The 21,355-nt window shown below is 54.7% G+C and carries 25 protein-coding genes; 19 read left to right on the top strand and 6 right to left on the bottom strand.

What is annotated here, in order from left to right:
* Positions 1 to 36: 36 nt before the first annotated feature.
* On the bottom strand, positions 37 to 669 hold the full coding sequence (gene crp, locus OMR58_RS07920; RefSeq protein ID WP_048917664.1) for a cAMP-activated global transcriptional regulator CRP: 633 nt from the start codon (positions 667 to 669) through the stop codon (positions 37 to 39).
* Positions 670 to 1,215: 546 nt separating this feature from the next.
* On the opposite strand from crp, the gene OMR58_RS07925 reads away from it, so the two are divergent.
* Positions 1,216 to 2,403, top strand: a complete 1,188-nt coding sequence (locus OMR58_RS07925) for an amidohydrolase (protein ID WP_264545641.1) — start codon at positions 1,216 to 1,218, stop codon at positions 2,401 to 2,403.
* A gap of 8 nt (positions 2,404 to 2,411) precedes the next feature.
* On the opposite strand, the gene OMR58_RS07930 is transcribed toward OMR58_RS07925, so the two are convergent.
* The 3 genes from OMR58_RS07930 to OMR58_RS07940 form a co-directional block, all read right to left on the bottom strand.
* Positions 2,412 to 3,281 (bottom strand): phosphoribulokinase, encoded by an 870-nt coding sequence (locus OMR58_RS07930; RefSeq protein WP_105594024.1) that lies wholly within the window; start codon positions 3,279 to 3,281, stop codon positions 2,412 to 2,414.
* Between the two features lie 97 nt (positions 3,282 to 3,378).
* Entirely contained in the window at positions 3,379 to 3,597 is a 219-nt protein-coding gene (locus tag OMR58_RS07935) for a YheU family protein (protein WP_105594023.1), read from the bottom strand.
* Positions 3,597 to 4,613 (bottom strand): hydrolase, encoded by a 1,017-nt coding sequence (locus OMR58_RS07940; RefSeq protein WP_200560880.1) that lies wholly within the window; start codon positions 4,611 to 4,613, stop codon positions 3,597 to 3,599. The genes OMR58_RS07935 and OMR58_RS07940 overlap by 1 nt, the downstream gene beginning before the upstream one ends.
* 59 nt (positions 4,614 to 4,672) lie before the next feature.
* On the opposite strand from OMR58_RS07940, the gene OMR58_RS07945 reads away from it, so the two are divergent.
* The 5 genes from OMR58_RS07945 (at position 4,673) to tauD (ending at position 9,043) form a co-directional block, all read left to right on the top strand.
* Positions 4,673 to 5,275 carry a LysE family translocator gene (locus tag OMR58_RS07945; protein WP_200546721.1) on the top strand — a complete coding sequence of 201 codons (603 nt, stop codon included), beginning with the start codon at positions 4,673 to 4,675 and terminating at the stop codon, positions 5,273 to 5,275.
* 336 nt (positions 5,276 to 5,611) lie between these two features.
* Positions 5,612 to 6,589, top strand: a complete 978-nt coding sequence (gene tauA / locus OMR58_RS07950; RefSeq protein ID WP_105594020.1) for a taurine ABC transporter substrate-binding protein — start codon at positions 5,612 to 5,614, stop codon at positions 6,587 to 6,589.
* Between the two features lie 14 nt (positions 6,590 to 6,603).
* A complete protein-coding gene (gene tauB, locus OMR58_RS07955) occupies positions 6,604 to 7,371 on the top strand; it encodes a taurine ABC transporter ATP-binding subunit (RefSeq protein WP_264545642.1) in 768 nt (255 codons plus the stop codon).
* Entirely contained in the window at positions 7,368 to 8,195 is an 828-nt protein-coding gene (gene tauC, locus OMR58_RS07960) for a taurine ABC transporter permease TauC (RefSeq protein WP_200546719.1), read from the top strand. The genes tauB and tauC overlap by 4 nt, the downstream gene beginning before the upstream one ends.
* Complete coding sequence (gene tauD / locus OMR58_RS07965) at positions 8,192 to 9,043, top strand: taurine dioxygenase (RefSeq protein WP_105594017.1); 852 nt, start codon at positions 8,192 to 8,194, stop codon at positions 9,041 to 9,043. The genes tauC and tauD overlap by 4 nt, the downstream gene beginning before the upstream one ends.
* 115 nt (positions 9,044 to 9,158) lie before the next feature.
* Here tauD and OMR58_RS07970 read toward each other — a convergent pair whose 3' ends face one another.
* Positions 9,159 to 11,063, bottom strand: coding sequence for an ABC transporter ATP-binding protein (locus OMR58_RS07970; protein ID WP_264545643.1), 1,905 nt, complete (start codon positions 11,061 to 11,063; stop codon positions 9,159 to 9,161).
* Between the two features lie 125 nt (positions 11,064 to 11,188).
* Between OMR58_RS07970 and kefG the strand changes: the two genes are divergently transcribed.
* The 4 genes from kefG to slyD all read left to right on the top strand — a co-directional run bounded on the left by kefG (position 11,189) and on the right by slyD (position 14,486).
* The gene (gene kefG, locus OMR58_RS07975; protein ID WP_264545655.1) at positions 11,189 to 11,740 is read left to right on the top strand and encodes a glutathione-regulated potassium-efflux system ancillary protein KefG; all 552 of its coding nucleotides are present in this window, start codon (positions 11,189 to 11,191) and stop codon (positions 11,738 to 11,740) included.
* Positions 11,740 to 13,545, top strand: a complete 1,806-nt coding sequence (gene kefB, locus OMR58_RS07980) for a glutathione-regulated potassium-efflux system protein KefB (RefSeq protein ID WP_105594014.1) — start codon at positions 11,740 to 11,742, stop codon at positions 13,543 to 13,545. The genes kefG and kefB overlap by 1 nt, the downstream gene beginning before the upstream one ends.
* Positions 13,546 to 13,601: 56 nt before the next feature.
* Positions 13,602 to 13,802: a YheV family putative zinc ribbon protein gene (locus tag OMR58_RS07985; protein WP_105594013.1), complete on the top strand. Its 201-nt coding sequence runs from the start codon at positions 13,602 to 13,604 to the stop codon at positions 13,800 to 13,802.
* A 141-nt stretch (positions 13,803 to 13,943) separates the two neighbouring features.
* Positions 13,944 to 14,486, top strand: coding sequence for a peptidylprolyl isomerase (slyD, locus tag OMR58_RS07990; RefSeq protein ID WP_105594012.1), 543 nt, complete (start codon positions 13,944 to 13,946; stop codon positions 14,484 to 14,486).
* A 108-nt stretch (positions 14,487 to 14,594) separates the two neighbouring features.
* Here slyD and OMR58_RS07995 read toward each other — a convergent pair whose 3' ends face one another.
* Entirely contained in the window at positions 14,595 to 14,813 is a 219-nt protein-coding gene (locus OMR58_RS07995; RefSeq protein WP_105594011.1) for a protein SlyX, read from the bottom strand.
* Between the two features lie 290 nt (positions 14,814 to 15,103).
* On the opposite strand from OMR58_RS07995, the gene fkpA reads away from it, so the two are divergent.
* The 9 genes from fkpA to OMR58_RS08040 form a co-directional block, all read left to right on the top strand.
* A complete protein-coding gene (gene fkpA / locus OMR58_RS08000; protein ID WP_200560877.1) occupies positions 15,104 to 15,922 on the top strand; it encodes an FKBP-type peptidyl-prolyl cis-trans isomerase in 819 nt (272 codons plus the stop codon).
* Between the two features lie 206 nt (positions 15,923 to 16,128).
* A complete protein-coding gene (locus OMR58_RS08005) occupies positions 16,129 to 16,851 on the top strand; it encodes a helix-turn-helix transcriptional regulator (RefSeq protein ID WP_105594009.1) in 723 nt (240 codons plus the stop codon).
* The gene (tusD, locus tag OMR58_RS08010) at positions 16,851 to 17,237 is read left to right on the top strand and encodes a sulfurtransferase complex subunit TusD (protein ID WP_105594008.1); all 387 of its coding nucleotides are present in this window, start codon (positions 16,851 to 16,853) and stop codon (positions 17,235 to 17,237) included. Before OMR58_RS08005 ends, tusD begins: the two co-directional genes overlap by 1 nt.
* Positions 17,237 to 17,596, top strand: a complete 360-nt coding sequence (tusC, locus tag OMR58_RS08015; RefSeq protein WP_200560876.1) for a sulfurtransferase complex subunit TusC — start codon at positions 17,237 to 17,239, stop codon at positions 17,594 to 17,596. The genes tusD and tusC overlap by 1 nt, the downstream gene beginning before the upstream one ends.
* 7 nt (positions 17,597 to 17,603) lie before the next feature.
* The gene (gene tusB, locus OMR58_RS08020; protein ID WP_200560875.1) at positions 17,604 to 17,891 is read left to right on the top strand and encodes a sulfurtransferase complex subunit TusB; all 288 of its coding nucleotides are present in this window, start codon (positions 17,604 to 17,606) and stop codon (positions 17,889 to 17,891) included.
* Positions 17,892 to 18,016: 125 nt separating this feature from the next.
* The gene (rpsL, locus tag OMR58_RS08025) at positions 18,017 to 18,391 is read left to right on the top strand and encodes a 30S ribosomal protein S12 (RefSeq protein WP_075182598.1); all 375 of its coding nucleotides are present in this window, start codon (positions 18,017 to 18,019) and stop codon (positions 18,389 to 18,391) included.
* A 96-nt stretch (positions 18,392 to 18,487) separates the two neighbouring features.
* Positions 18,488 to 18,958 carry a 30S ribosomal protein S7 gene (gene rpsG, locus OMR58_RS08030; RefSeq protein WP_105594005.1) on the top strand — a complete coding sequence of 157 codons (471 nt, stop codon included), beginning with the start codon at positions 18,488 to 18,490 and terminating at the stop codon, positions 18,956 to 18,958.
* A gap of 90 nt (positions 18,959 to 19,048) precedes the next feature.
* Positions 19,049 to 21,163 carry an elongation factor G gene (gene fusA / locus OMR58_RS08035; protein WP_105594004.1) on the top strand — a complete coding sequence of 705 codons (2,115 nt, stop codon included), beginning with the start codon at positions 19,049 to 19,051 and terminating at the stop codon, positions 21,161 to 21,163.
* Positions 21,164 to 21,233: 70 nt separating this feature from the next.
* Positions 21,234 to 21,355 (top strand): GTP-binding protein (locus tag OMR58_RS08040; RefSeq protein WP_264545656.1); only part of this gene is annotated, 122 nt, incomplete at its 3' end.

Consider the following 21,355-nt stretch of genomic DNA (forward strand, 5'->3'; position numbering starts at 1 on the left):
CGCGACCAGAGTGTCGCGCCACAGATCCACAACCGCTTAGCGCGTACCGTAAACCACGATAGTTTTACCGTGCGCGGAAATCAGGTTTTGATCTTCCAGCATTTTCAAAATACGCCCCACGGTTTCACGAGAACAGCCAACGATCTGGCCGATCTCCTGGCGGGTGATCTTGATCTGCATGCCATCCGGGTGGGTCATGGCATCCGGCTGTTTGGCCAGATTAAGCAGGGTTTGTGCAATACGACCGGTTACGTCAAGGAAGGCGAGGTTACCCACCTTCTCAGAAGTGACCTGCAGACGGCGTGCCATCTGCGAAGAAAGACGCATCAGAATGTCAGGGTTAACCTGAATCAACTGGCGGAATTTTTTATAGGAGATTTCAGCTACTTCACAGGCACTTTTAGCGCGCACCCACGCGCTTCGCTCCTGGCCCTCTTCGAAAAGGCCCAGTTCGCCAATAAAGTCGCCCTGATTGAGGTAGGAAAGAATCATTTCTTTGCCTTCTTCATCCTTGATCAGCACCGCTACTGCGCCTTTGACGATGTAGTAGAGGGTTTCTGCCTTTTCACCCTGATGGATCAAGGTGCTTTTGGATGGATATTTGTGAATATGGCAATGTGACAGGAACCATTCGAGGGTTGGGTCTGTTTGCGGTTTGCCGAGAACCATTCGCTGTTATCCTCTTATTGTAATCGTGCCTAAATATACCCTTTTATCACTCAGGTTGCAGAAATGTTAACTGCTTTTTGAAATATTTCGGGTACACAGGGAAGGAGTTCCCTGTCAGGCGCTTCCCATAGGAAAATCAAACGGGCCATACCGTTAAGAGTCTGGCTCATCCTGTTGTCCCGTTTTCACCATGCATTGCAATGCCAGAATAATAATACAGCACCGTTTGTAGCACAGCTTGACCTGGCTGTCTTGTGTTGTGTCATGTTGTCTCGCTTCAGCATAGTGAGAAAAGGAGCGGCTGTCGTTTTTATTGTCTGGAGAGGGATCTGTAAGCCTGCTGTACGAGGGCCGTTTTGGCACGGTTCGCCACAGATCTTGCACTGATTTGTGTTTTTATCACCCTATTCACCCTACCCATGAAATGCGTTTTCTGCGGCTGTTGGCCCGGTCATTGACCGGGTGAACACGAGTGACGGATGGGGTGACTGGCTTCACTGCCCGGTAGTCGGCTCTGGCTGCTTTTTCACCGTTACAGGAGTAACTATGAAATCTCAAACCGCGTCACTGATTAAAGATATCACCCCACGAGTACTGCAATGGCGTCGACATATTCATGAGCATGCCGAGCTCTCTTTTCATGAGCAAAAAACTGCGGATTACGTCGCCAGCGAGCTTCAGCAATGGGGTGCATTAACCCTTAGCCGTCCCTCACCTAACAGCGTGCTGGCGGAGCTAAAAGGGGCGCGCCCCGGCCCATGCATAGCGCTACGTGCTGATATGGATGCGCTGCCGATCCATGAGCTGAACCAGGAGCCTTTTACCTCGCGTAATGCGGGCGTCATGCATGCCTGTGGTCACGATGCGCATACGGCCATGCTGATGGGAGCGGCCTGGGTACTGTGCCAGCTGCAACAACAGATTGCCGGAACCGTGAGATTTATTTTTCAGCATGCGGAAGAGGTGCCGCCGGGTGGGGCACAGGAACTGGTTTCTCTGGGTGTGCTTAATGGGGTTTCGATGATTTTTGGTCTGCACGTGATGCCGGCTTTTCCTACCGGTACCGTCAGTTTCACCGAAGGTGTTTTTAGCGCGGCCAGTGATAATTTCGATCTGATTCTGCAGGGGAAAGGCTCGCATGCTGCTCTGCCGCATACGGCGTGCGATCCCGTGGTGTTAGGTGCCGGGGTTGTTCAGGAGCTGCAGCAAATCATTTCACGCAGGCTTGACCCTAACGAGGGTGCCGTGCTCAGTATTGCCAGTTTTCTGGCCGACGGGGGCTACAACGTTATTCCGGATGTGGCACATCTCAGAGGCACCCTGCGCACGCTGAGTGAAAATACGCGCACTGAAATCCCAAAAATGATGGAACAGATGCTCGGCGGCATGACGGCGGCGGTTGGGGCCAGCTACAAGCTGGAATGGACAAAGGGTTACACGCTGGGCTTCAACCACCCGGATGCCTGTCGTTTCGCCGCAAAAAATGTGGTGGATACGCTGGGCGCCGACGCGTTGAAAATAATGCCGCATCCCATGTTTGGCTGTGAAGATTTTTCAGCCTACCAGCAGGTTATCCCCGGATGCTTCTTGTTTATCGGTTCGGGCAACGAGGAAAAAGGCACCTGCTGGAGCTTGCATAATCCGCACTTCCGCCTTGATGAAGATGTTCTGCCAATTGGCGTGCAGCTGCACATTGGTTTTATCCATCAGCAGCTTATGTCATCGTCGCGATGACCATCCGATTAGCTGATTTTTTTCCCTTCGATCAGTCGCTTAACCAGTGGGCCCATAATCAGTTCCATCGCCAGGCCCATTTTTCCGCCCGGCACCACCAGGGTTTTAATATGGGAGATAAATGAGCCCTGAATCATGGTAAGCAGATAGGGAAAATCGATATCTTCCAGCCCCTGGAAGTGAATAACCACAAAACTCTCGTCCAGTGACGGGATGCCACGGGCGGCGAAGGGGTTGGAGGTATCTACGGTCGGAACGCGCTGGAAGTTCAGGTGGGTGCGGGAAAACTGTGGCGTGATGTAGTTGATGTAATCTTCCATTGAACGCACCACCGAATCCATCACCGCTTCGCGCGAATGGCCGCGCTCGCTGGTATCGCGCACCAGTTTCTGTATCCACTCAAGGTTGACGATAGGCACTACGCCAACCAGCAGATCGACGTTTTCCGCCACGTTATTCTGCGGGGTGAGTACGCCGCCGTGCAGACCCTCATAGAACAGCACGTCGGTGGGTTCAGGCAGCGGCTGCCATGGGGTAAAGGTCCCGGGCACCTGATTCCAGGGCACCGCCTCATCGTAGGTATGCAGGTATTTGCGTGATTTGCCTTTACCCGTGCGCCCATACTCAATAAAGGTTTGCTCCAGCAGTCCGAAGTCGTTGGCTTCCGGGCCAAAGTAGCTGATGTGTTTACCCAGATCGCGCGCTTTACGGATGGCCATATCCATCTCCGGGCGGGTGAAGCGATGGAAGCTGTCTCCCTCGACCTCCGCTGCCCTCAGGTTAAGCTGCTGGAATATTTTCCGGAAGGCAACGCTGGTGGTGGTCGTTCCTGCACCGCTGGAGCCGGTGACGGCGATAACCGGGTGTTTGGCTGACATGGTAAACAACTCCCTGAGAGATAGGCGGACGGATCATTCCTAACATGTTTATCGGTGCAAAGTCATCCTCGCCGCGTGGCGACCGGGAAAATTATCCTCAGCCGTTAAACTGCCCGCGAGGCATGATGTTGACGGTTTCATGCAGCTCTGACCACACCAGCACCGCGTCTCCGCTGGCCAGCTGGCGGCGAACGTCTTTCACTTTTTGTTCCAGCGATCGTTCCTGCTCACCGTAGTCGGTTCCCTCGCGCAGAACAAAGGATTCAATCAGGTTATCAAGCGTTTCAGAGTCGAGATCTTTCCAGGGAATAATCATCAGGGTTCCAGCCAGGTTGAAAGCCATTGCGGTATACGCTGTTCCAGCCACATTTGCGGCTGGCGTAGCGTTCCGCCTACAAAACCAACGTGTCCACCGTAGCGGGTCAGCTGATACTCAATATTGTGCGGCAGCAGGGCCGGATCGGGGATCACCTCAGCGGTCATAAAGGGATCGTCCAGTGCATGAATGATCAACAGCGGTTTGCTGATGCCGGGCAGCAGCGGTAGTCCGCTACAGCGGCGATAGTAGTCGGTCGCGTCGGCAAAGCCGTGGGCTCTGGCGGTAATCGCATCATCAAAGGCGCGAAGCTTTTTCAGTGCTCGCAGCTGTGGCAGCTCTATGGGCAGCGTGCCGGGCCAGGCCATCAGCTTGCGCGTGGCGTTCTGCTTGAGCAGATTGAGCAGATAGCGCTGGTAGATACGGGAAAACCCCTGCTCCAGCCGCTGGCTACAGGGTTCCAGCATCAGCGGAGCGGAAACGACTACGCCTGCATCCAGCAGGCAGTTATCGCCCTGTTGCCCCATCAGGCAGGCCAGCATATTACCGCCGAGGGAGACGCCGACAGCGGCGGTCGGCACCTGGCCCCACTCATCGCGCAGCCACTGCAGGAAGTAGCTGGCATCACTGGTCTCTCCGGAGTGATAGATGCGGTTCAGGCGATTCGGCTCACCGCTACAGCCGCGAAAATGCATCACCACGCCCAGCCAGCCGCGATCTTTCCACGCCTGCAGCAGACCGTGCGCATAGGGGCTGTTAAAGCTGCCTTCCAGACCGTGGAACAGGACCACGCGAGGTTTATGCCGCGCCTGTGCCGGGTCTTCACTCCAGGCAAGATCGACGAAATCGCTGTCCGGCAGGGTTAAGCGCTGCCAGTGCGGTTGCAGGGTAATGCGACGTCGCACCAGCCTGGGTAGCAGGGTTTGCAGATGAGGGTTACGGCCTCCGCGCAGAGGCCTGAAAGATTTGTCATCCAGGTGACTGAAAATCCGTGGTTCAGAGCTTGTAGTATCCATAACTCGCTGTTAGCTTCTTCGGGTTGTTTATTTCTTCAGGGGTGGGGAGCACCCGTTCTATGGAACTGAGTCTGTTTCTGTCTATGTTAGGTTTTCTCTGGGTCGCCGCCATCACACCTGGCCCTAATAATATGTTACTCACCGCCTCCGGTGCCAACTTTGGTTTCTGGCGATCGCTGGCCCTGCTGGTTGGCATTATGCTCGGTATGCAGATCATGCTGCTGATGGTGGCGTTTGGTATCGGCGGGTTAATTTTGCTCTATCCCTCCCTGCATCTGTTTATGAAGATTGCCGGTAGCCTTTATCTGCTGTGGCTGGCATGGAAAATCGGCACGGCGAAATATGAGAAGCTGGAGACCGGTGACGGCCCGGCGTCCCCGATGCCGTTCTGGCAGGGTGGTCTGCTGCAACTGATTAACCCCAAAGCCTGGCTGATGGTGCTGGGTGCGGTGGCCAGCTTCAGTCTGGCCGGAAAGGGTTACCTCGGCTCCGTCGTCGCCATCAGTATTGCGCTGGCAATCGTGAACTTCGCGTCGGCGGTGATCTGGCTGGGATTCGGCACGCTGATTGGCCGCATTCTGCGCAGCCGCCGTGCATGGACGATTTTCAACGTGTTCATGGGGCTGCTGACCGCCGCCTGCGTGTTGCTCATCTGGCACTGATATTCCTGGGCGTGTGCAGCACGCCCAGGGCGTTAACTTCTCAAGCCTTGTACTCCACCGCGTCAGTCAGAATCATGGCTGCCACTGGCAGACCCTCAGCTAGCCTTCCAGCAAAGCCAGTACGAAAGAAAATGTCTCATCTGCCATGACATATGCCGCCTCCTGCGTAATCAGTAATGGGTCAAGGCGGCACTATGTGCACTTTCCGGCAGACTTTTGCGTAAAAATTACTAAGTACACTTAGATATAAAAAAGAATTTTTAATTACTTTATTGCGATAGTCGCGCCCGGTTACAAAGGAGGTGTTCACCGATAACAACAATACTGGAGCGGGCTATGGCGGGTAAATTTACAGTTTCAATTCTGGCAGCGGCACTGGGGCTGGCAGCACTTAACGCACAGGCGGTGGACGTGACCGTCGCCTATCAGACATCAGCAGAACCGGCGAAAGTCGCGCAGGCCGACGACACCTTTGCTAAAGAGAGCGGGGCAAAAGTTGACTGGCGCAAATTCGACAGCGGTGCCAGCGTGGTCAGGGCACTGGCTTCTGGTGATGTGCAGATTGGTAACCTCGGTTCCAGCCCGCTCGCCGTTGCGGCCAGCCAGGGCGTGCCGATTGAAGTCTTCCTGCTGGCATCACAGCTCGGTAACTCCGAAGCGCTGGTGGTGAAAAAGAACATTAAAGATCCTAAGGACCTGATTGGTAAACGTATCGCCGTGCCGTTTATCTCCACCACGCACTACAGCCTGCTGGCCTCGCTAAAGCACTGGGGTATTAAGCCGGGCCAGGTACAGATTATTAACCTGCAACCACCGGCGATTATTGCCGCCTGGCAGCGCGGAGATATCGACGGTGCCTACGTCTGGTCACCGGCGGTTAACCAGCTGGAAAAAGACGGCACCGTGCTGACCGATTCCTCGCAGGTGGGGAAATGGGGTTCTCCGACCCTCGACGTTTGGGTAGTGCGTAAAGACTTCGCCGAGAAGCATCCTGAGGTGGTGACCGCCTTTGCCCGCAGCGCGCTGGCACCGCAAAAAGCCTATATCGATAACCCGGAAGCCTGGCTGAAGCAGGATGACAACCTGAGCAAGCTGTCGCGCCTGAGCGGCGTACCGACCGAAGATGTGCCGGTGCTGGTCAAAGGGAATACCTATCTTACCGCTCAGCAGCAGGTGCAGGAGCTGAACGGCCCGGTGAATAAGGCGATTGTCGATACCGCTAACTTCCTGAAAGAGCAGGGCAAGGTGCCGCAGGTGGCCAGCGACTACAGCAGTTTCGTCACCGATCGTTTTGTTAAACCGCTGACGCAATAAGCGAGGTAAAGCCGATGCTGTCCGTCTCTCATCTTAGCGCCCGCTATCAAAACCAGCTGGCGCTCCAGGATATTAATCTGTCGATCGACAGCGGTGAACTGCTGGTGGTGCTGGGGCCGTCCGGCTGCGGCAAAACGACGCTGCTGAACCTGATTGCCGGTTTTATCCCGGCGGAGAGCGGCAGCATTACGCTGGACGGCAAGCCGGTCAACGGGCCGGGTGCCGATCGCGGCGTGGTCTTTCAAAACGAAGGGCTGCTGCCCTGGCGTAACGTGCTGGATAACGTTGCCTTCGGCCTGCAGCTGGCCGGGGTCGAAAAAAATGCACGGCGGGAAATTGCCCGCCAGATGCTGAAAAAAGTGGGCCTGGCGGGCGCGGAGCGACGCTTTATCTGGCAGCTTTCCGGCGGGATGCGTCAGCGGGTCGGCATTGCCCGCGCACTGGCGGCCGATCCGCGGCTGCTGCTGCTGGATGAGCCTTTCGGCGCGCTGGATGCTTTCACCCGCGAACAGATGCAGGAGCTGCTGCTGACGCTCTGGCGGGACAGCGGCAAGCAAATCCTGTTGATTACCCACGATATTGAAGAGGCGGTATTCCTCGCCAGCGAGCTGGTGCTGTTATCGCCTGGCCCTGGCCGCATTGTTGAACGCCTTGCGCTGGATTTCGGCCGCCGCTACGCCAACGGCGAACCGTGCCGGTCAATTAAATCCGACCCGGCGTTTATTGAACGCCGCGAGTATGTTCTTAGCCGGGTATTCCATCAGCGCGAGGTGTTGGTATGAGCTCACTGATTAATGAAAAAAGCACGCCGCGCCGCTGGCGTTTTCGCTGGCCGCTGTCGCGCCAGCTGACGTTGAGTAGCGCCACGCTGGTAGTGTTAATCGCTATCTGGTGGCTGGTAACCGCGCTACAGCTGGTAACGCCGTTGTTCCTGCCGCCGCCGCAGCAGGTACTGCAAAAGCTGCTGACCATCGCCGGTCCGACCGGATTTATGGATGCCACTCTGTGGCAGCACCTGGGAGCCAGCCTGACGCGTATCCTGATTGCGCTGCTGGCGGCGGTGGTGATTGGCGTGCCGGTGGGCATCTTTATGGGGCTGAATGAGACGGTGCGCGGCATTCTCGACCCGCTGATTGAGCTTTATCGCCCGGTGCCGCCGCTGGCCTATCTGCCGCTGATGGTGATCTGGTTTGGCATTGGCGAAACCTCGAAAATTTTACTGATTTATCTGGCGATTTTCGCCCCGGTGGCGATGTCTGCGCTGGCCGGTGTGAAGAGCGCTCAGCAGGTGCGGCTGCGCGCCGCACGTTCGCTGGGGGCCAGCCGTTGGCAGGTGCTGTGGTATGTCGTCCTGCCCGGTGCGCTACCGGAAATTCTCACCGGTTTACGCATTGGCCTGGGCGTGGGCTGGTCCACCCTGGTGGCAGCGGAGCTGATTGCGGCCACGCGCGGCCTTGGTTTTATGGTGCAATCCGCGGGGGAGTTCCTCGCCACCGACGTCGTGCTGGCAGGCATTGCGGTGATTGCCCTGATTGCATTTGCACTTGAGCTGGGGCTGCGTGCCTTACAGCGTCGTTTAACCCCGTGGCACGGAGCACAGTCATGAACGAACGAATTACTATTCAACCGCTTGGGCCCTACATTGGTGCGCAGGTTAGCAATCTGGATTTACGCCTGCCGCTCAGCGACGGTCAGTTTGAACAGCTTTACCATGCGCTGATCCGCCATCAGGTGCTGTTCCTGCGCGATCAGCCGATCACGCCGCAGCAGCAGCGTGCGCTGGCGGCTCGTTTCGGCGACCTGCATATTCACCCGGTCTATCCTCATGCCCCCGGCGTGGAGGAAATTATCGTACTGGATACCCATGACGATAATCCGCCGGATAACGATAACTGGCATACCGACGTCACCTTTATTGAGACGCCGCCCGCCGGGGCCATTCTTGCCGCGAAGCACCTGCCGGAAACCGGCGGAGATACGCTGTGGGCCAGCGGGATCGCTGCCTGGGATGCGCTATCCGAGCCGCTACAGCAGTTGCTGAGCGGGCTGCTGGCGGAACATGACTTTAAGAAATCGTTCCAGGAGTACAAATATCGCGGTAGCGAAGAGGAACATCAGCGCTGGCAGCAGGCGGTCGCGAAGAATCCACCGCTGCTGCATCCGGTAGTGCGGACTCATCCGGTCAGCGGTAAGCAGGCGCTATTTGTTAATGAAGGCTTCACCACGCGTATTGTCGGCATCAAGGAGAAAGAGAGCGACGCGCTGCTGCGTTTCCTGTTTGCTCATATCACCAAGCCGGAGTTTCAGGTGCGCTGGCGCTGGCAGGTCGGGGATGTGGCCATCTGGGATAACCGGGTGACTCAGCACTACGCGAATGCGGATTATCTTCCACAGCGGCGCATTATGCACCGCGCGACGATCCTCGGGGATAAGCCGTTTTATCGCGCTGAATAATGTCGCCGTAGAAAGAACGTCTAAACGAAGTTGGAAGGGCAATACGGGCTGAATCCGAGGTGTCAGTTCAGCCTGAGCAGGGGACGGCTGAAACCGTCCTCTGCCTGATGGAGTATTATTCCGCGTTTAGCATCGCTTCAAGCTGTTCCTGTGCGTCCAGCCATTCCATTTCACTCTCTTCCAGCGCGGATTTTGCCGTTGCCTGCTGTTGCAGTGCGGCGGTGAGATCGGCCTTGCGGTTTTGCTCGTAGATCGCCGTGTCTGACAGCTTCGCTTCGGCATCCGCCAGCTGAAGGTTGTGTTTCTCCATCAGCTTTTCCAGCTTTTCAATCTGCTTGCGCAAAGGCTGGGTCTGCGTGCGCAGTTCGGCCTCGCGGCGTTTTTGATCTTTACGCGACTGTGCGCTGTTGGCGCTTTCTACTTTCGGGGCGGATTCTGCCGCGACCTGTTTTTGCAGGTCGCTGAGCCACTGCTGATAATCTTCCAGGTCGCCATCAAAGGCTTCGACTTTACCGTCGTGCACCAGGTAAAGATCGTCGGTCGTGGATCGCAGCAGGTGACGATCGTGCGAAACCACCACCAGCGCGCCCTCAAAGTCGATCAACGCTTCGGTTAAGGCCTGGCGCATATCCAGATCGAGGTGGTTAGTGGGTTCATCAAGCAGCAGCAGGTTCGGGCGCTGCCAGACGATCAGCGCCAGCACCAGACGGGCTTTCTCGCCGCCGGAGAAGCGTTTCGTCTCCTCGGTGACTTTATCCCCCTGAAAGCCGAAGCCGCCCAGATAATCGCGTAGCTGCTGTTCCAGCACCTTTGGTGCCAGCCGTGCCAGATGCTGTAGCGGGGATTCATCCGCGCGTAAGAATTCAAGCTGATGCTGGGCGAAATAGCCGAGCTTGATGCCTTTCGCCAGACCGATATCACCCTGTAGCGGGGCCAGTTCACCCGCCAGCAGCTTGATCAGCGTGGATTTACCGGCACCGTTACGGCCCAGCAGGCCGATACGCGATCCGGGTACCAGGTTCAGCTTGATGGAGTTGAGGATTTTTCTGTCGCCGTAGCCCGCGCTGACTTTTTCCATTTTCAACAGCGGGTTAGGCAGGCTTTCCGGCTCGCGGAAGCGGAAGGTAAACGGGTTGTCGACGTGCGCCGGGGCGATCAGCTCCATGCGTTCCAGCATTTTGATACGGCTTTGCGCCTGCTTGGCCTTGGTCGCTTTCGCTTTGAAGCGGTCAATAAAGCTTTGCAGATGGGCCACTTTTTGCTGCTGGTGCTCAAACATCGACTGCTGCTGCGCCAGCTTGGTGGCGCGCTGAATTTCGAACGAGCTGTAGTTACCGGTGTATTCGAAGATTGTTTGCTGTTCGATATGCAGGATCTTATCCACCACCGGATCAAGGAAGTCACGATCGTGGGAGATCAGGATCAGCGTGCCGCTGTAGCTTTTCAGCCAGCGTTCCAGCCAGATCACTGCATCAAGATCGAGGTGGTTAGTCGGTTCATCAAGCAGCAGCAGATCGGAACGGCAGAGCAGGGCCTGCGCGAGGTTTAAACGCATACGCCAGCCGCCGGAAAAATCACTGACCGGCCGCTGTAGCTGTTCCTGGCTAAAGCCCAAACCGCTAAGAAGGCTTGCCGCGCGGGATTGTATTGTCCATGCCTGAATCGCATCCAGCTTGCCGTGCAGCGTGGCGATGGCATGGCCGTCGTTAATGTCGTTGGCGTGCGCTAATTCAGACTCAAGCTGACGAAATTCACGGTCGCCGTCGATAACATACTCAATAGCGGCAACGTCCAGCGCGGGCGTTTCCTGGTTGACCCACGCCAGTGACCAGCTACCGGGGTAGCTAAAGCTGCCGGCATCGGCGCTTATCTCGTTTTTAAGCAGAGCCAGCAGCGTGGATTTACCGCAGCCGTTTTTACCGACCAGGCCCACTTTCTGACCGGGATTGATAGTCGCCGTAGCGTTATCCAGCAGTACGCGGACACCGCGACGAATTTGTAACGAGGAGAATACAATCATAAGCGCCGTAAGTTCAGAGTATGTTAAATTAAGTCATCATAATCAGTTTGTCGGAATCACGTATTCCGTTGCGTCGTGCATGGTAGCGGAAATCCCCGGCCGTGACGACGATTTGGAGGGGAATGATGTCGCAGCCGCCTAAAGTTCTGCTGTTGTATGCCCATCCGGAGTCTCAAGATTCGATCGCTAATCGTGTTTTGCTGCAACCGGCTCGTAATCTGGAACACGTGACGGTCCATGACTTATACGCGCACTATCCCGATTTCTTTATTGATATTCACTATGAGCAGCAGCTGCTGCGCGACCATCAAATCATTGTTTTTCAGCATCCTCTCTATACCTACAGCTGCCCGGCGCTGCTGAAGGAGTGGATGGATCGCGTGTTGTCCCGTGGCTTTGCCAGCGGACCGGGCGGTAACGTGCTGGAAGGTAAATACTGGCGCAGTGTGATCACCACCGGCGAGCCGGAGGCGGCCTATCATCAGGAAGGGCTGAATCGCTACCCGATGTCTGAGATTATGCGCCCGTTTGAGCTGACGGCGCAGATGTGCCGGATGCACTGGCTGACGCCGATGATTGTCTACTGGGCGCGCCGCCAGTCTGCTGAAACCATGAAAAACTATGCCAACGCCTACGATGACTGGCTGGAAAATCCACTGCCCTATGGAGGTGTTTAATGGAAGGTGAAACTCTCCTGACCGCAGGCGTGGTGTACCTGTTTGCCGCGGTGATTGCGGTGCCGATTGCGGCGCGTCTGGGTATTGGCGCGGTGCTGGGGTATTTACTGGCGGGTATCGCCATTGGCCCGTGGGGCTTAGGCTTTATCAGCGACGTGGAGGAGATCCTGCACTTCTCTGAGCTGGGCGTGGTATTCCTGATGTTTATCATCGGCCTGGAACTGAACCCCTCGAAACTGTGGCAGCTGCGCCGTTCGATTTTTGGCGTCGGTGCGGCGCAGGTGATCCTCAGTGCTGCAGTGCTGGGTGGCCTGCTGTATCTGACCGATTTCTCCTGGCAGGCGGCCACTATCGGCGGGATCGGGCTGGCGATGTCGTCTACGGCGATGGCATTACAGTTGATGCGCGATAAGGGCATGAATCGCAATGAATCCGGGCAGCTCGGCTTCTCGGTTCTGCTGTTTCAGGACCTGGCGGTGATCCCGGCGCTGGCGCTGGTCCCTCTGTTGGCCGGTAACGATAGCGGCCATACCGACTGGATGAAAGTGGGCATCAAGGTGCTGGCGTTTGCCGGTATGCTGATTGGCGGGCGCTATTTGCTCCGCCCGATCCTGCGTTTTATTGCCGCCTCCGGCGTGCGCGAGGTATTTACCGCCGCGTCGCTGCTGCTGGTGCTGGGCTCTGCACTGTTTATGGATGCGCTTGGGCTGTCGATGGCGCTGGGCACCTTTATCGCCGGTATTCTGCTGGCAGAAAGCGAATATCGCCACGAGCTGGAAGTGTCGATCGATCCGTTTAAGGGGCTGCTGCTGGGGCTGTTCTTTATTTCGGTGGGCATGGCGCTCAACCTCGGCGTGCTCTATACCCATATTGTTGAGATCCTCGTTGGCGTCGTCGCCCTGGTGGCGGTGAAGACGCTGGTTCTCTATCTGCTGGCCCGCGTTTATGGTCTGCGCAGCTCCGAGCGGTTGCAGTTTGCCGGCGTGCTGAGCCAGGGGGGAGAGTTTGCCTTCGTACTGTTCTCCGCTGCGGCTTCGGCAAAGTTGTTCAGTGGCGATCAGATGCCGCTGTTGTTGGTGACTGTAACGCTGTCGATGATGACCACGCCGCTGCTGATGCAGGGAGTGGATCGTATTCTCGCCCGGCGCTTTAACGAAGCGGACGACACGCAGGAAAAACCGTTCGTTGAAGATGATAAGCCGCAGGTTATCGTGGTGGGCTTCGGACGTTTTGGCCAGGTCATTGGCCGCCTGCTGATGGCGAACGAAAAGCGCATTACCGTGCTGGAGCGTGATATCAGTGCCGTTAGCCTGATGCGCAAATACGGCTACAAAGTTTATTACGGCGATGCTACTGAACTTGAATTATTGCGGGCGGCGGGCGCAGAAACGGCGCAGTCGATCGTGATAACCTGCAACAGTCCGGAAGACTCGATGGAGATTGTTCATCTGTGCCAGCAGCATTTCCCGCATCTGCAAATTCTTGCTCGCGCCCGTGGCCGTGTAGAGGCCCACGAGCTGCTGCAGGCCGGTGTGATGCAGTTCTCGCGTGAAACCTTCAGCAGTGCGCTGGAGCTGGGCCGCAAGACGCTGATGACGCTGGGCATGCATCCGCACCAGGCGTTTCGCGCTCAGCAGCACTTCCGTCGTCTGGATATGCGCATGCTGCGTGAGCTGATGCCGAATCATACCGACAGTCAGCATATCTCCAGGGTGAAAGAGGCACGGCGCGAGCTGGAAGATATCTTCCAGACCGAGATGCGCCAGGAAAAACGGCAGCTCGATGGCTGGGACGGCAACGAGTAGCGGGCGATTTCTCGGCGAGCGTCCGTACGACAGAACTAAATCATCATTTTTCTGGGATCATTATGCGTAAACGTTTTATCGCTGGTGCAACCTGCCCCAGCTGTCAGGCTAAAGACACTCTTGCTCTGTGGCGGGAGAATAATGTTGATGTGGTTGAGTGCGTTAAGTGTGGTCATCAGATGCGCGAAGCCGATAAACAGGCCCGCGAACAGGTACGCGAGAAGGAACAGGTGATCGGTATTTTTCATCCCGACTAGCGCTACCGCCCAGCTTTTTTTAAGCTGTAGCGTACAGCCGCATTGAAATTCGATACAATTGGCGCCACTTAGAGTCCATAACGTTGGTAATGATAGCCAGCGAAGCTAAGGGCTCAACGCTCTCAACGGTTAGGAGAAATCATGAAAGTAGCAAAAGACCTTGTGGTCAGCCTGGCATACCAGGTACGTACAGAAGATGGTGTGTTGGTTGATGAGTCACCGGTGAGTGCACCGCTGGACTACCTGCACGGTCATGGCTCCCTGATTTCCGGCCTGGAGAAGGCGCTGGAAAATCGTGAAGTAGGCGATAAGTTTGATGTGAAAATCGCTTCTAACGATGCCTACGGCGAGTATGACGATAATCTGGTTCAGCGCGTTCCTAAAGACGTCTTTATGGGCGTGGACGAACTGCAGGTTGGTATGCGCTTTATGGCCGAAACTGACCAGGGTCCGGTTCCGGTTGAAATCACCGAAGTGGAAGACGAGCACGTTGTGGTTGACGGTAACCACATGTTGGCCGGTCAGAACCTGAGCTTCAACGTTGAAGTGATCGCCATCCGTGCTGCAACCGAAGAAGAGCTGGCTCACGGCCACGTTCACGGTGAGCACGACCATCACCACGATCACGACCATGACCACGGTCACGGTGGTTGTGGCAACGGTGGCTGTGGCTGCAGCCACTAATCGCCGATCGTTAAAAAGCGAGCAGCCGCTATCTTTCTCAGGTAGCGGCTTTTTTTTGCGTTTCTTTCGGTGTTTCAGTGTAACGGGGAAGCGGGTACTGCGTGACACTCAGTAGTGTGGCGGAGGTGTTTCTTCCGACTGTGATGCGATCTGCGAAGGGGCGGCGGCCTTGAGTTTATCGGTCAGCAAGCGCATCTGTTCACGCAGCCGCGCCATATCCAGCTCGTGCTGTACCACGGTCTGGTTCAGCTCCTCAATAGTGTGTTCCTGAAACGCCAGTTTACTCTCCAGCACTTCAATTCGCTGTTCCAGCAATGTTTGTTGCATTTTATTCCCTCTTGTTACTACTTACCGTTCGTTCGAGCGGGTGAATTGTCCGATTCTAACGGCAAAAGAGAGGCTAACACAGGTAAAATGGCGTAAATTGGCGATTGAGGGTTGAAAAGTCAGGCGGCTGTTGCCATCACAGGCAGTGAAACTTTTCGGCAGCCGGATTGTCGGAAGTTAACTTCTATATTTCAGGCGGGAGTATTTTGTTTTCCCGCGCCCGGTTATAGTACGGACCGAAGGTCTGCAAACGATTCCCGAGGTGAGACGCTTCGGTTTTGGAGAAATGGATGAAATCATTATTTAAAGTCACATTGTTAGCTACCACTATGGCCCTCGCGCTGAATGCTCCGCTGACAATGGCTGCTGATGCGGCCCCGGCTCAGAAAGCGGCAGAGCAGGCACCTAAGAATGCTGCGTTCAAAAACGACGATCAGCAGTCTGCTTACGCACTGGGTGCTTCACTGGGTCGCTACATGGAAAACTCCCTGAAGGAACAGGAAAAACTGGGCATCGCTCTGGACAAAACCCAGCTGATTGCGGGCGTTCAGGATGCGTTTGCCGGTAAAAGCAAACTCTCCGATCAGGAAATCGAACAAACGCTGCAGTCCTTCGAAGGCCGTGTGAAAGGCGCAGCTCAGGCGAAGATGGAAAAAGACGCGAAAGAGAATGCCACCAAGGGTGAAGCTTTCGCTGCTAAATTCGCTAAAGAGAAAGGCGTGAAGAAAACTGAAACCGGTCTGCTGTATAAAGTTGAGAAAGCCGGTACAGGTGATGCGCCGAAAGACAGCGATACCGTTGTTGTGAACTACAAAGGAACCCTGATTGATGGTTCCGAGTTTGATAACTCTTACACCCGCGGCGAGCCGCTGTCATTCCGTCTGGACGGCGTGATCCCTGGCTGGACCGAAGGTCTGAAGCAGGTTAAGAAAGGCGGTAAAATCAAACTGGTTATCCCACCGAACCTGGCCTACGGTAAAAACGGCGTTCCGGGTATCCCGGCTAACTCCACGCTGGTGTTTGACGTTGAACTGCTGGATATCAAACCAGCGGCTAAAGCAGAAGCCCCGGCAGCCGCGCCTGCTGAAGGCGCCGCTAAACAGCAGTAATTCCTGCCTGCCGCCACCTTCGGGTGGCGGTTTTATTTCCCGCTCTTACCTCGCTGTTTCTTCTGGTTTTTTGCTTAGATCATCATTTCACGACAAAGTCGGGACACACCTTTCTGATATTTGCTAGACTAGCCAACGCGCATTTAATAAGAATGAGTCTGCCCTTGCGCTGTGTGACAGGCTCTTGTCAAAGGGTGGTGTCGTCTATGTCTGGTTCATTTTTTCCCGCCGATATTACGGATGCGGATCTGCTTGAGCAGCATCCCTTCGTGCCTGCGGATTTTGATATTTTAAGGTCTTACGAAGCCGTGGTGGATGGCCTGGCCATGCTGATCGGCTCGCACTGTGAGATCGTGCTGCATTCACTGGAAGATTTAAAATGCTCGGCGGTGAGAATCGCTAATGGTGAACATACCGGGCGTAAAATCGGGTCACCGATTACCGATCTCGCGCTGCGTATGCTGCATGATATGACCGATGCAGACAGCAATGTTTCCAAAGCCTATTTCACCCGCGCTAAAAGCGGCGTGCTGATGAAATCCGTCACCATCGCGATTCGCAACGGCAATCAGCGTGTAATCGGCCTGCTGTGCATTAACATGAACCTGGATGTCCCGTTCTCGCAGATTATGGCGACCTTTATGCCGCCGGAAACGCCTGATGTCGCCTCGTCGGTGAACTTTGCGTCTTCGGTGGAAGATCTGGTGATGCAAACGCTGGAGTTCACCATTGAAGAGGTGAGCGCCGACCGTAACGTATCAAACAATGCCAAAAATCGTCAGATTGTCCTGAATCTCTATGAGAAGGGGATTTTTGATATCAAAGATGCGATTAATCAGGTGGCTGACCGCTTAAACATCTCCAAGCACACCGTTTATCTCTACATCCGCCAGTTTAAAAACGGTGACTTCCACGGGCAGGATAAGTAATGCGTTTCGCGCTGATGGTCACCGGCCCGGCCTACGGCACACAGCAGGCCAGCAGCGCCTGGTTGTTCGCTAACGCGCTGCTGGAACAGGGGCATCAGCTTGAGAGCGTGTTCTTCTATCGTGAAGGTGTGCTGAATGCCAGCCAGCTTAATGCCCCCGCCAGCGATGAGTTTGATTTAACTCGCAGCTGGCAGCAGCTACAGCAGAAATACGGTTTTGCTTTAAACATCTGCGTGGCTGCAGCGCTGCGGCGGGGGATTACCGATCGGCAGGAAGCAGAAAATCTGGGGCTGCCGGCGGCAAACCTGGCAGACGGATTTCAGCTTTCGGGCCTTGGGGCGCTGGCGGAAGCGGCACTGAGCTGCGACAGAATGGTGCAGTTTTAATGAATCGCATTGCGTTTGTTTTCAGCCAGGCTCCGCATGGCACGAGTGCAGGCCGTGAAGGATTAGATGCCGTACTGGCCACTTCTGCCTTGAGTGATGAGATTGCGCTGTTCTTTATCAGCGACGGCGTGTTACAGCTCACCGCGGAGCAGCAGCCACAGCAAATACTGGCGCGTAACTACATTGCGACCTTCGGCGTTCTACCGCTATACGATGTAGAGCATTGCTATATTTGCGCAGCGGCGCTGGCGGAACGTGGGCTGGCCGTTGACGCGGTTCGTGTGCTGCCCGCTGAAGTGCTGGCTCCGGAAGCGCTGCGTGCCAGACTGGCGGAATACGACCGGGTGCTCACTTTCTGAGGACGCTATGCTGCATACTTTGATGACTTCACCGTTTCGCTGTGACCTGAATGCCGTGGTGCGGCTGTTAGCGGAAGGTGATGATGTTCTGCTGATGCAGGACGGCGTTATTGCCGCACTGGCCGGTAGCCCGGCACTTGAAGTACTGCTTCAAGCCCCCATATCTCTATTCGCTTTGAAAGACGATCTTGACGCTCGCGGGCTTTTTGGTCAAATTTCAACCAGCGTGACGGCGATAAGCTATACTGAGTTCGTTGCGCTGGCGGTTAAAAACCCTCAGCAAATAACCTGGTAATGACAGTACCCCTGGTTATTTCTTGACTCTTTTTAAGCTCAGCCCTAAAATTCCGCGGCCTCGTGATTCCGCGAGGTGATTTATTACGTGTTTACGAAGCAAAAGCTAAATCCAGGAGCTATTTAATGGCAACAGTTAACCAGCTGGTTCGCAAACCACGCGCACGTAAAGTTGCAAAGAGCAACGTACCTGCGCTGGAAGCCTGCCCGCAGAAACGTGGTGTATGTACTCGTGTATACACTACTACCCCTAAAAAACCGAACTCCGCACTGCGTAAAGTTTGCCGTGTTCGTTTAACCAACGGTTTTGAAGTTACCTCCTACATCGGTGGTGAAGGTCATAACCTGCAGGAACACTCAGTGATCCTGATCCGTGGCGGTCGTGTAAAAGACCTGCCAGGTGTGCGTTACCACACCGTTCGTGGCGCGCTGGACTGCTCAGGTGTTAAAGACCGTAAGCAGGCTCGCTCCAAGTACGGCGTGAAGAAGCCAAAGGCTTAATGGTTCTCCGTTAAGTAAGGCCAAACGTTTTAACCTTAATGTCAAAATAAACTCGTAGAGTTTTGGACAATCCTGAATTAACAACGGAGTATTTCCATGCCACGTCGTCGCGTCATTGGTCAGCGTAAAATTCTGCCAGATCCTAAGTTCGGATCAGAGCTGCTGGCCAAATTTGTAAATATCCTGATGGTAGATGGTAAAAAATCTACTGCTGAAGCTATCGTTTATAACGCGCTGGAGACCCTGGCTCAGCGTTCTGGTAAAAACGAGCTGGAAGCTTTCGAAGTAGCCCTGGACAACGTCCGCCCAACCGTGGAAGTTAAATCTCGCCGCGTTGGTGGTTCTACTTATCAGGTACCAGTTGAAGTCCGTCCGGTTCGTCGTAATGCCCTGGCAATGCGTTGGATCGTAGAAGCTGCTCGTAAACGCGGTGATAAATCTATGGCTCTGCGCCTGGCGAACGAACTTTCTGATGCTGCAGAAAACAAAGGTACTGCAGTTAAGAAACGTGAAGACGTTCACCGTATGGCCGAAGCCAACAAGGCGTTCGCTCACTACCGCTGGTAACAGCCCTGTAGTTGTTATTCACCCAGTGGGCGTTCAAGTGACCAACCCGCTGGGATTTAACTTAGAACGTCCGAGAATCAGAGGAATCAAATGGCTCGTAAAACACCCATTGAGCGCTACCGTAATATCGGTATCAGTGCGCACATCGACGCCGGTAAAACGACGACGACCGAACGTGTTCTGTTCTACACCGGTGTAAACCACAAAATCGGTGAAGTACATGACGGCGCAGCAACCATGGACTGGATGGAGCAGGAACAGGAACGTGGTATTACTATCACCTCCGCTGCGACCACCTGTTACTGGTCTGGTATGGCTAAGCAGTTTGAGCCACACCACGTAAACATCATCGACACCCCGGGACACGTTGACTTCACCATCGAAGTAGAACGTTCCATGCGTGTTCTTGACGGTGCAGTAATGGTTTACTGTGCGGTTGGTGGTGTTCAGCCACAGTCTGAAACCGTATGGCGCCAGGCTAACAAATATAAAGTTCCACGCATCGCGTTCGTTAACAAAATGGACCGCATGGGTGCTAACTTCCTGAAAGTTGTTGGTCAGATGGAATCGCGTCTGGGTGCAAACCCAGTGCCATTGCAGCTGGCTATCGGCGCAGAAGAGAAATTCACCGGTGTTGTTGACCTGGTGAAGATGAAAGCAATCAACTGGAACGACGCCGATCAGGGCGTTACCTTCGTTTACGAAGATATCCCAGCTGATATGCAGGATCTGGCCGACGAATGGCGTGCGAAGCTGGTTGAAGCGGCTGCGGAAGGTTCTGACGAGCTGATGGAGAAATTCTTCAGCGGTGAAGAGCTGACCGAAGAAGAGATCAAAACTTCTCTGCGTAAGCGCGTGCTGAAAAACGAAATCATTCTGGTTACCTGTGGTTCTGCATTTAAGAACAAAGGTGTTCAGGCGATGCTGGATGCGGTTGTTGAATACCTGCCGGCACCAAATGACGTTGAAGCAATCAACGGTATGCTGGACGACGGTAAAGACACGCCGGCGGTTCGTCACTCTGATGACGCAGAACCGTTTGCTGCTCTGGCGTTCAAAATCGCTACCGACCCGTTTGTAGGTAACCTGACCTTCTTCCGCGTTTATTCTGGCGTTGTGAATTCTGGCGACACCGTATTCAACCCGGTTAAGTCAGCTCGTGAGCGTCTGGGCCGTATCGTACAGATGCACGCCAACAAACGTGAAGAGATCAAAGAAGTTCGCGCGGGCGATATCGCTGCAGCTATCGGTCTGAAAGACGTGACTACCGGTGACACCCTGTGTGACCCGGAAAGCGTGATCATTCTGGAGCGCATGGAATTCCCTGAGCCGGTAATCTCGATCGCCGTTGAGCCAAAAACCAAAGCTGACCAGGAAAAAATGGGTCTGGCTCTGGGCCGTCTGGCGAAAGAAGACCCATCATTCCGCGTATGGACTGATGAAGAGTCTAACCAGACCATCATCGCTGGTATGGGTGAGCTGCACCTCGACATCATCGTTGACCGCATGAAGCGTGAATTCAACGTTGAAGCGAACGTCGGTAAACCTCAGGTTGCTTATCGCGAAGCAATTCGCTCTAAAGTTACCGATATCGAAGGTAAACACGCCAAGCAGTCTGGTGGTCGTGGTCAGTACGGTCATGTTGTTATCGACATGTACCCACTGGAGCCGGGCTCTAACCCTAAAGGTTACGAGTTCGTCAACGACATCAAAGGCGGCGTGATTCCTGGCGAATACATTCCTGCGGTTGATAAAGGTATCCAGGAGCAGCTGAAATCAGGTCCTCTGGCTGGTTATCCAGTAGTAGATCTGGGCGTTCGTCTGCACTTCGGTTCATACCATGACGTTGACTCCTCTGAGCTGGCGTTTAAACTGGCGGCTTCTATCGCGTTTAAAGACGGCTTTAAGAAAGCAACTCCAGTTCTGCTTGAACCAATCATGAAGGTTGAAGTAGAGACTCCGGAAGAGAACACCGGTGACGTTATCGGTGACCTTAGCCGTCGTCGTGGTATGCTCAAAGGACAGGAATCTAACGCTACTGGCGTTCAGATCCACGCTGAAGTTCCGCTGTCTGAAATGTTCGGATATGCTACTCAGCTGCGTTCTCTGACTAAAGGCCGTGCTTCTTACTCCATGGAGTTCCTGAAGTACGATGATGCGCCGAACAACGTCGCTCAGGCCGTTATCGAAGCTCGTAGCAAATAAGCTACAGTTTTAAAATATTGATCCTATGCTCTCACCAAAGGGTGAGAGCATTAAAGTAAGGAATATCGTCGTGGCTAAAGAGAAATTTGAACGTTCCAAACCGCACGTCAACGTAGGTACTATCGGCCACGTTGACCACGGTAAAACTACCCTGACTGCTGCTATCACCACCGTTCTGGCTAAAACCTACGG

The organism is Erwinia sp. INIA01, from assembly GCF_025947915.1.
Classification (GTDB): Bacteria; Pseudomonadota; Gammaproteobacteria; order Enterobacterales; family Enterobacteriaceae; genus Erwinia; species Erwinia coffeiphila.

Excerpts from the sequence above, each read along its gene's own strand:
- crp (WP_048917664.1), bottom strand. The coding sequence starts at position 669 with ATGGTTCTCGGCAAACCGCAAACAGACCCAACCCTCGAATGGTTCCTG.
- OMR58_RS07925 (WP_264545641.1), top strand. The coding sequence starts at position 1,216 with ATGAAATCTCAAACCGCGTCACTGATTAAAGATATCACCCCACGAGTA.
- OMR58_RS07930 (WP_105594024.1), bottom strand. The coding sequence starts at position 3,281 with ATGTCAGCCAAACACCCGGTTATCGCCGTCACCGGCTCCAGCGGTGCA.
- OMR58_RS07935 (WP_105594023.1), bottom strand. The coding sequence starts at position 3,597 with ATGATTATTCCCTGGAAAGATCTCGACTCTGAAACGCTTGATAACCTG.
- OMR58_RS07940 (WP_200560880.1), bottom strand. The coding sequence starts at position 4,613 with ATGGATACTACAAGCTCTGAACCACGGATTTTCAGTCACCTGGATGAC.
- OMR58_RS07945 (WP_200546721.1), top strand. The coding sequence starts at position 4,673 with ATGGAACTGAGTCTGTTTCTGTCTATGTTAGGTTTTCTCTGGGTCGCC.
- tauA (WP_105594020.1), top strand. The coding sequence starts at position 5,612 with ATGGCGGGTAAATTTACAGTTTCAATTCTGGCAGCGGCACTGGGGCTG.
- tauB (WP_264545642.1), top strand. The coding sequence starts at position 6,604 with ATGCTGTCCGTCTCTCATCTTAGCGCCCGCTATCAAAACCAGCTGGCG.
- tauC (WP_200546719.1), top strand. The coding sequence starts at position 7,368 with ATGAGCTCACTGATTAATGAAAAAAGCACGCCGCGCCGCTGGCGTTTT.
- tauD (WP_105594017.1), top strand. The coding sequence starts at position 8,192 with ATGAACGAACGAATTACTATTCAACCGCTTGGGCCCTACATTGGTGCG.
- OMR58_RS07970 (WP_264545643.1), bottom strand. The coding sequence starts at position 11,063 with ATGATTGTATTCTCCTCGTTACAAATTCGTCGCGGTGTCCGCGTACTG.
- kefG (WP_264545655.1), top strand. The coding sequence starts at position 11,189 with ATGTCGCAGCCGCCTAAAGTTCTGCTGTTGTATGCCCATCCGGAGTCT.
- kefB (WP_105594014.1), top strand. The coding sequence starts at position 11,740 with ATGGAAGGTGAAACTCTCCTGACCGCAGGCGTGGTGTACCTGTTTGCC.
- slyD (WP_105594012.1), top strand. The coding sequence starts at position 13,944 with ATGAAAGTAGCAAAAGACCTTGTGGTCAGCCTGGCATACCAGGTACGT.
- OMR58_RS07995 (WP_105594011.1), bottom strand. The coding sequence starts at position 14,813 with ATGCAACAAACATTGCTGGAACAGCGAATTGAAGTGCTGGAGAGTAAA.
- fkpA (WP_200560877.1), top strand. The coding sequence starts at position 15,104 with ATGAAATCATTATTTAAAGTCACATTGTTAGCTACCACTATGGCCCTC.
- OMR58_RS08005 (WP_105594009.1), top strand. The coding sequence starts at position 16,129 with ATGTCTGGTTCATTTTTTCCCGCCGATATTACGGATGCGGATCTGCTT.
- tusD (WP_105594008.1), top strand. The coding sequence starts at position 16,851 with ATGCGTTTCGCGCTGATGGTCACCGGCCCGGCCTACGGCACACAGCAG.
- tusC (WP_200560876.1), top strand. The coding sequence starts at position 17,237 with ATGAATCGCATTGCGTTTGTTTTCAGCCAGGCTCCGCATGGCACGAGT.
- tusB (WP_200560875.1), top strand. The coding sequence starts at position 17,604 with ATGCTGCATACTTTGATGACTTCACCGTTTCGCTGTGACCTGAATGCC.
- rpsL (WP_075182598.1), top strand. The coding sequence starts at position 18,017 with ATGGCAACAGTTAACCAGCTGGTTCGCAAACCACGCGCACGTAAAGTT.
- rpsG (WP_105594005.1), top strand. The coding sequence starts at position 18,488 with ATGCCACGTCGTCGCGTCATTGGTCAGCGTAAAATTCTGCCAGATCCT.
- fusA (WP_105594004.1), top strand. The coding sequence starts at position 19,049 with ATGGCTCGTAAAACACCCATTGAGCGCTACCGTAATATCGGTATCAGT.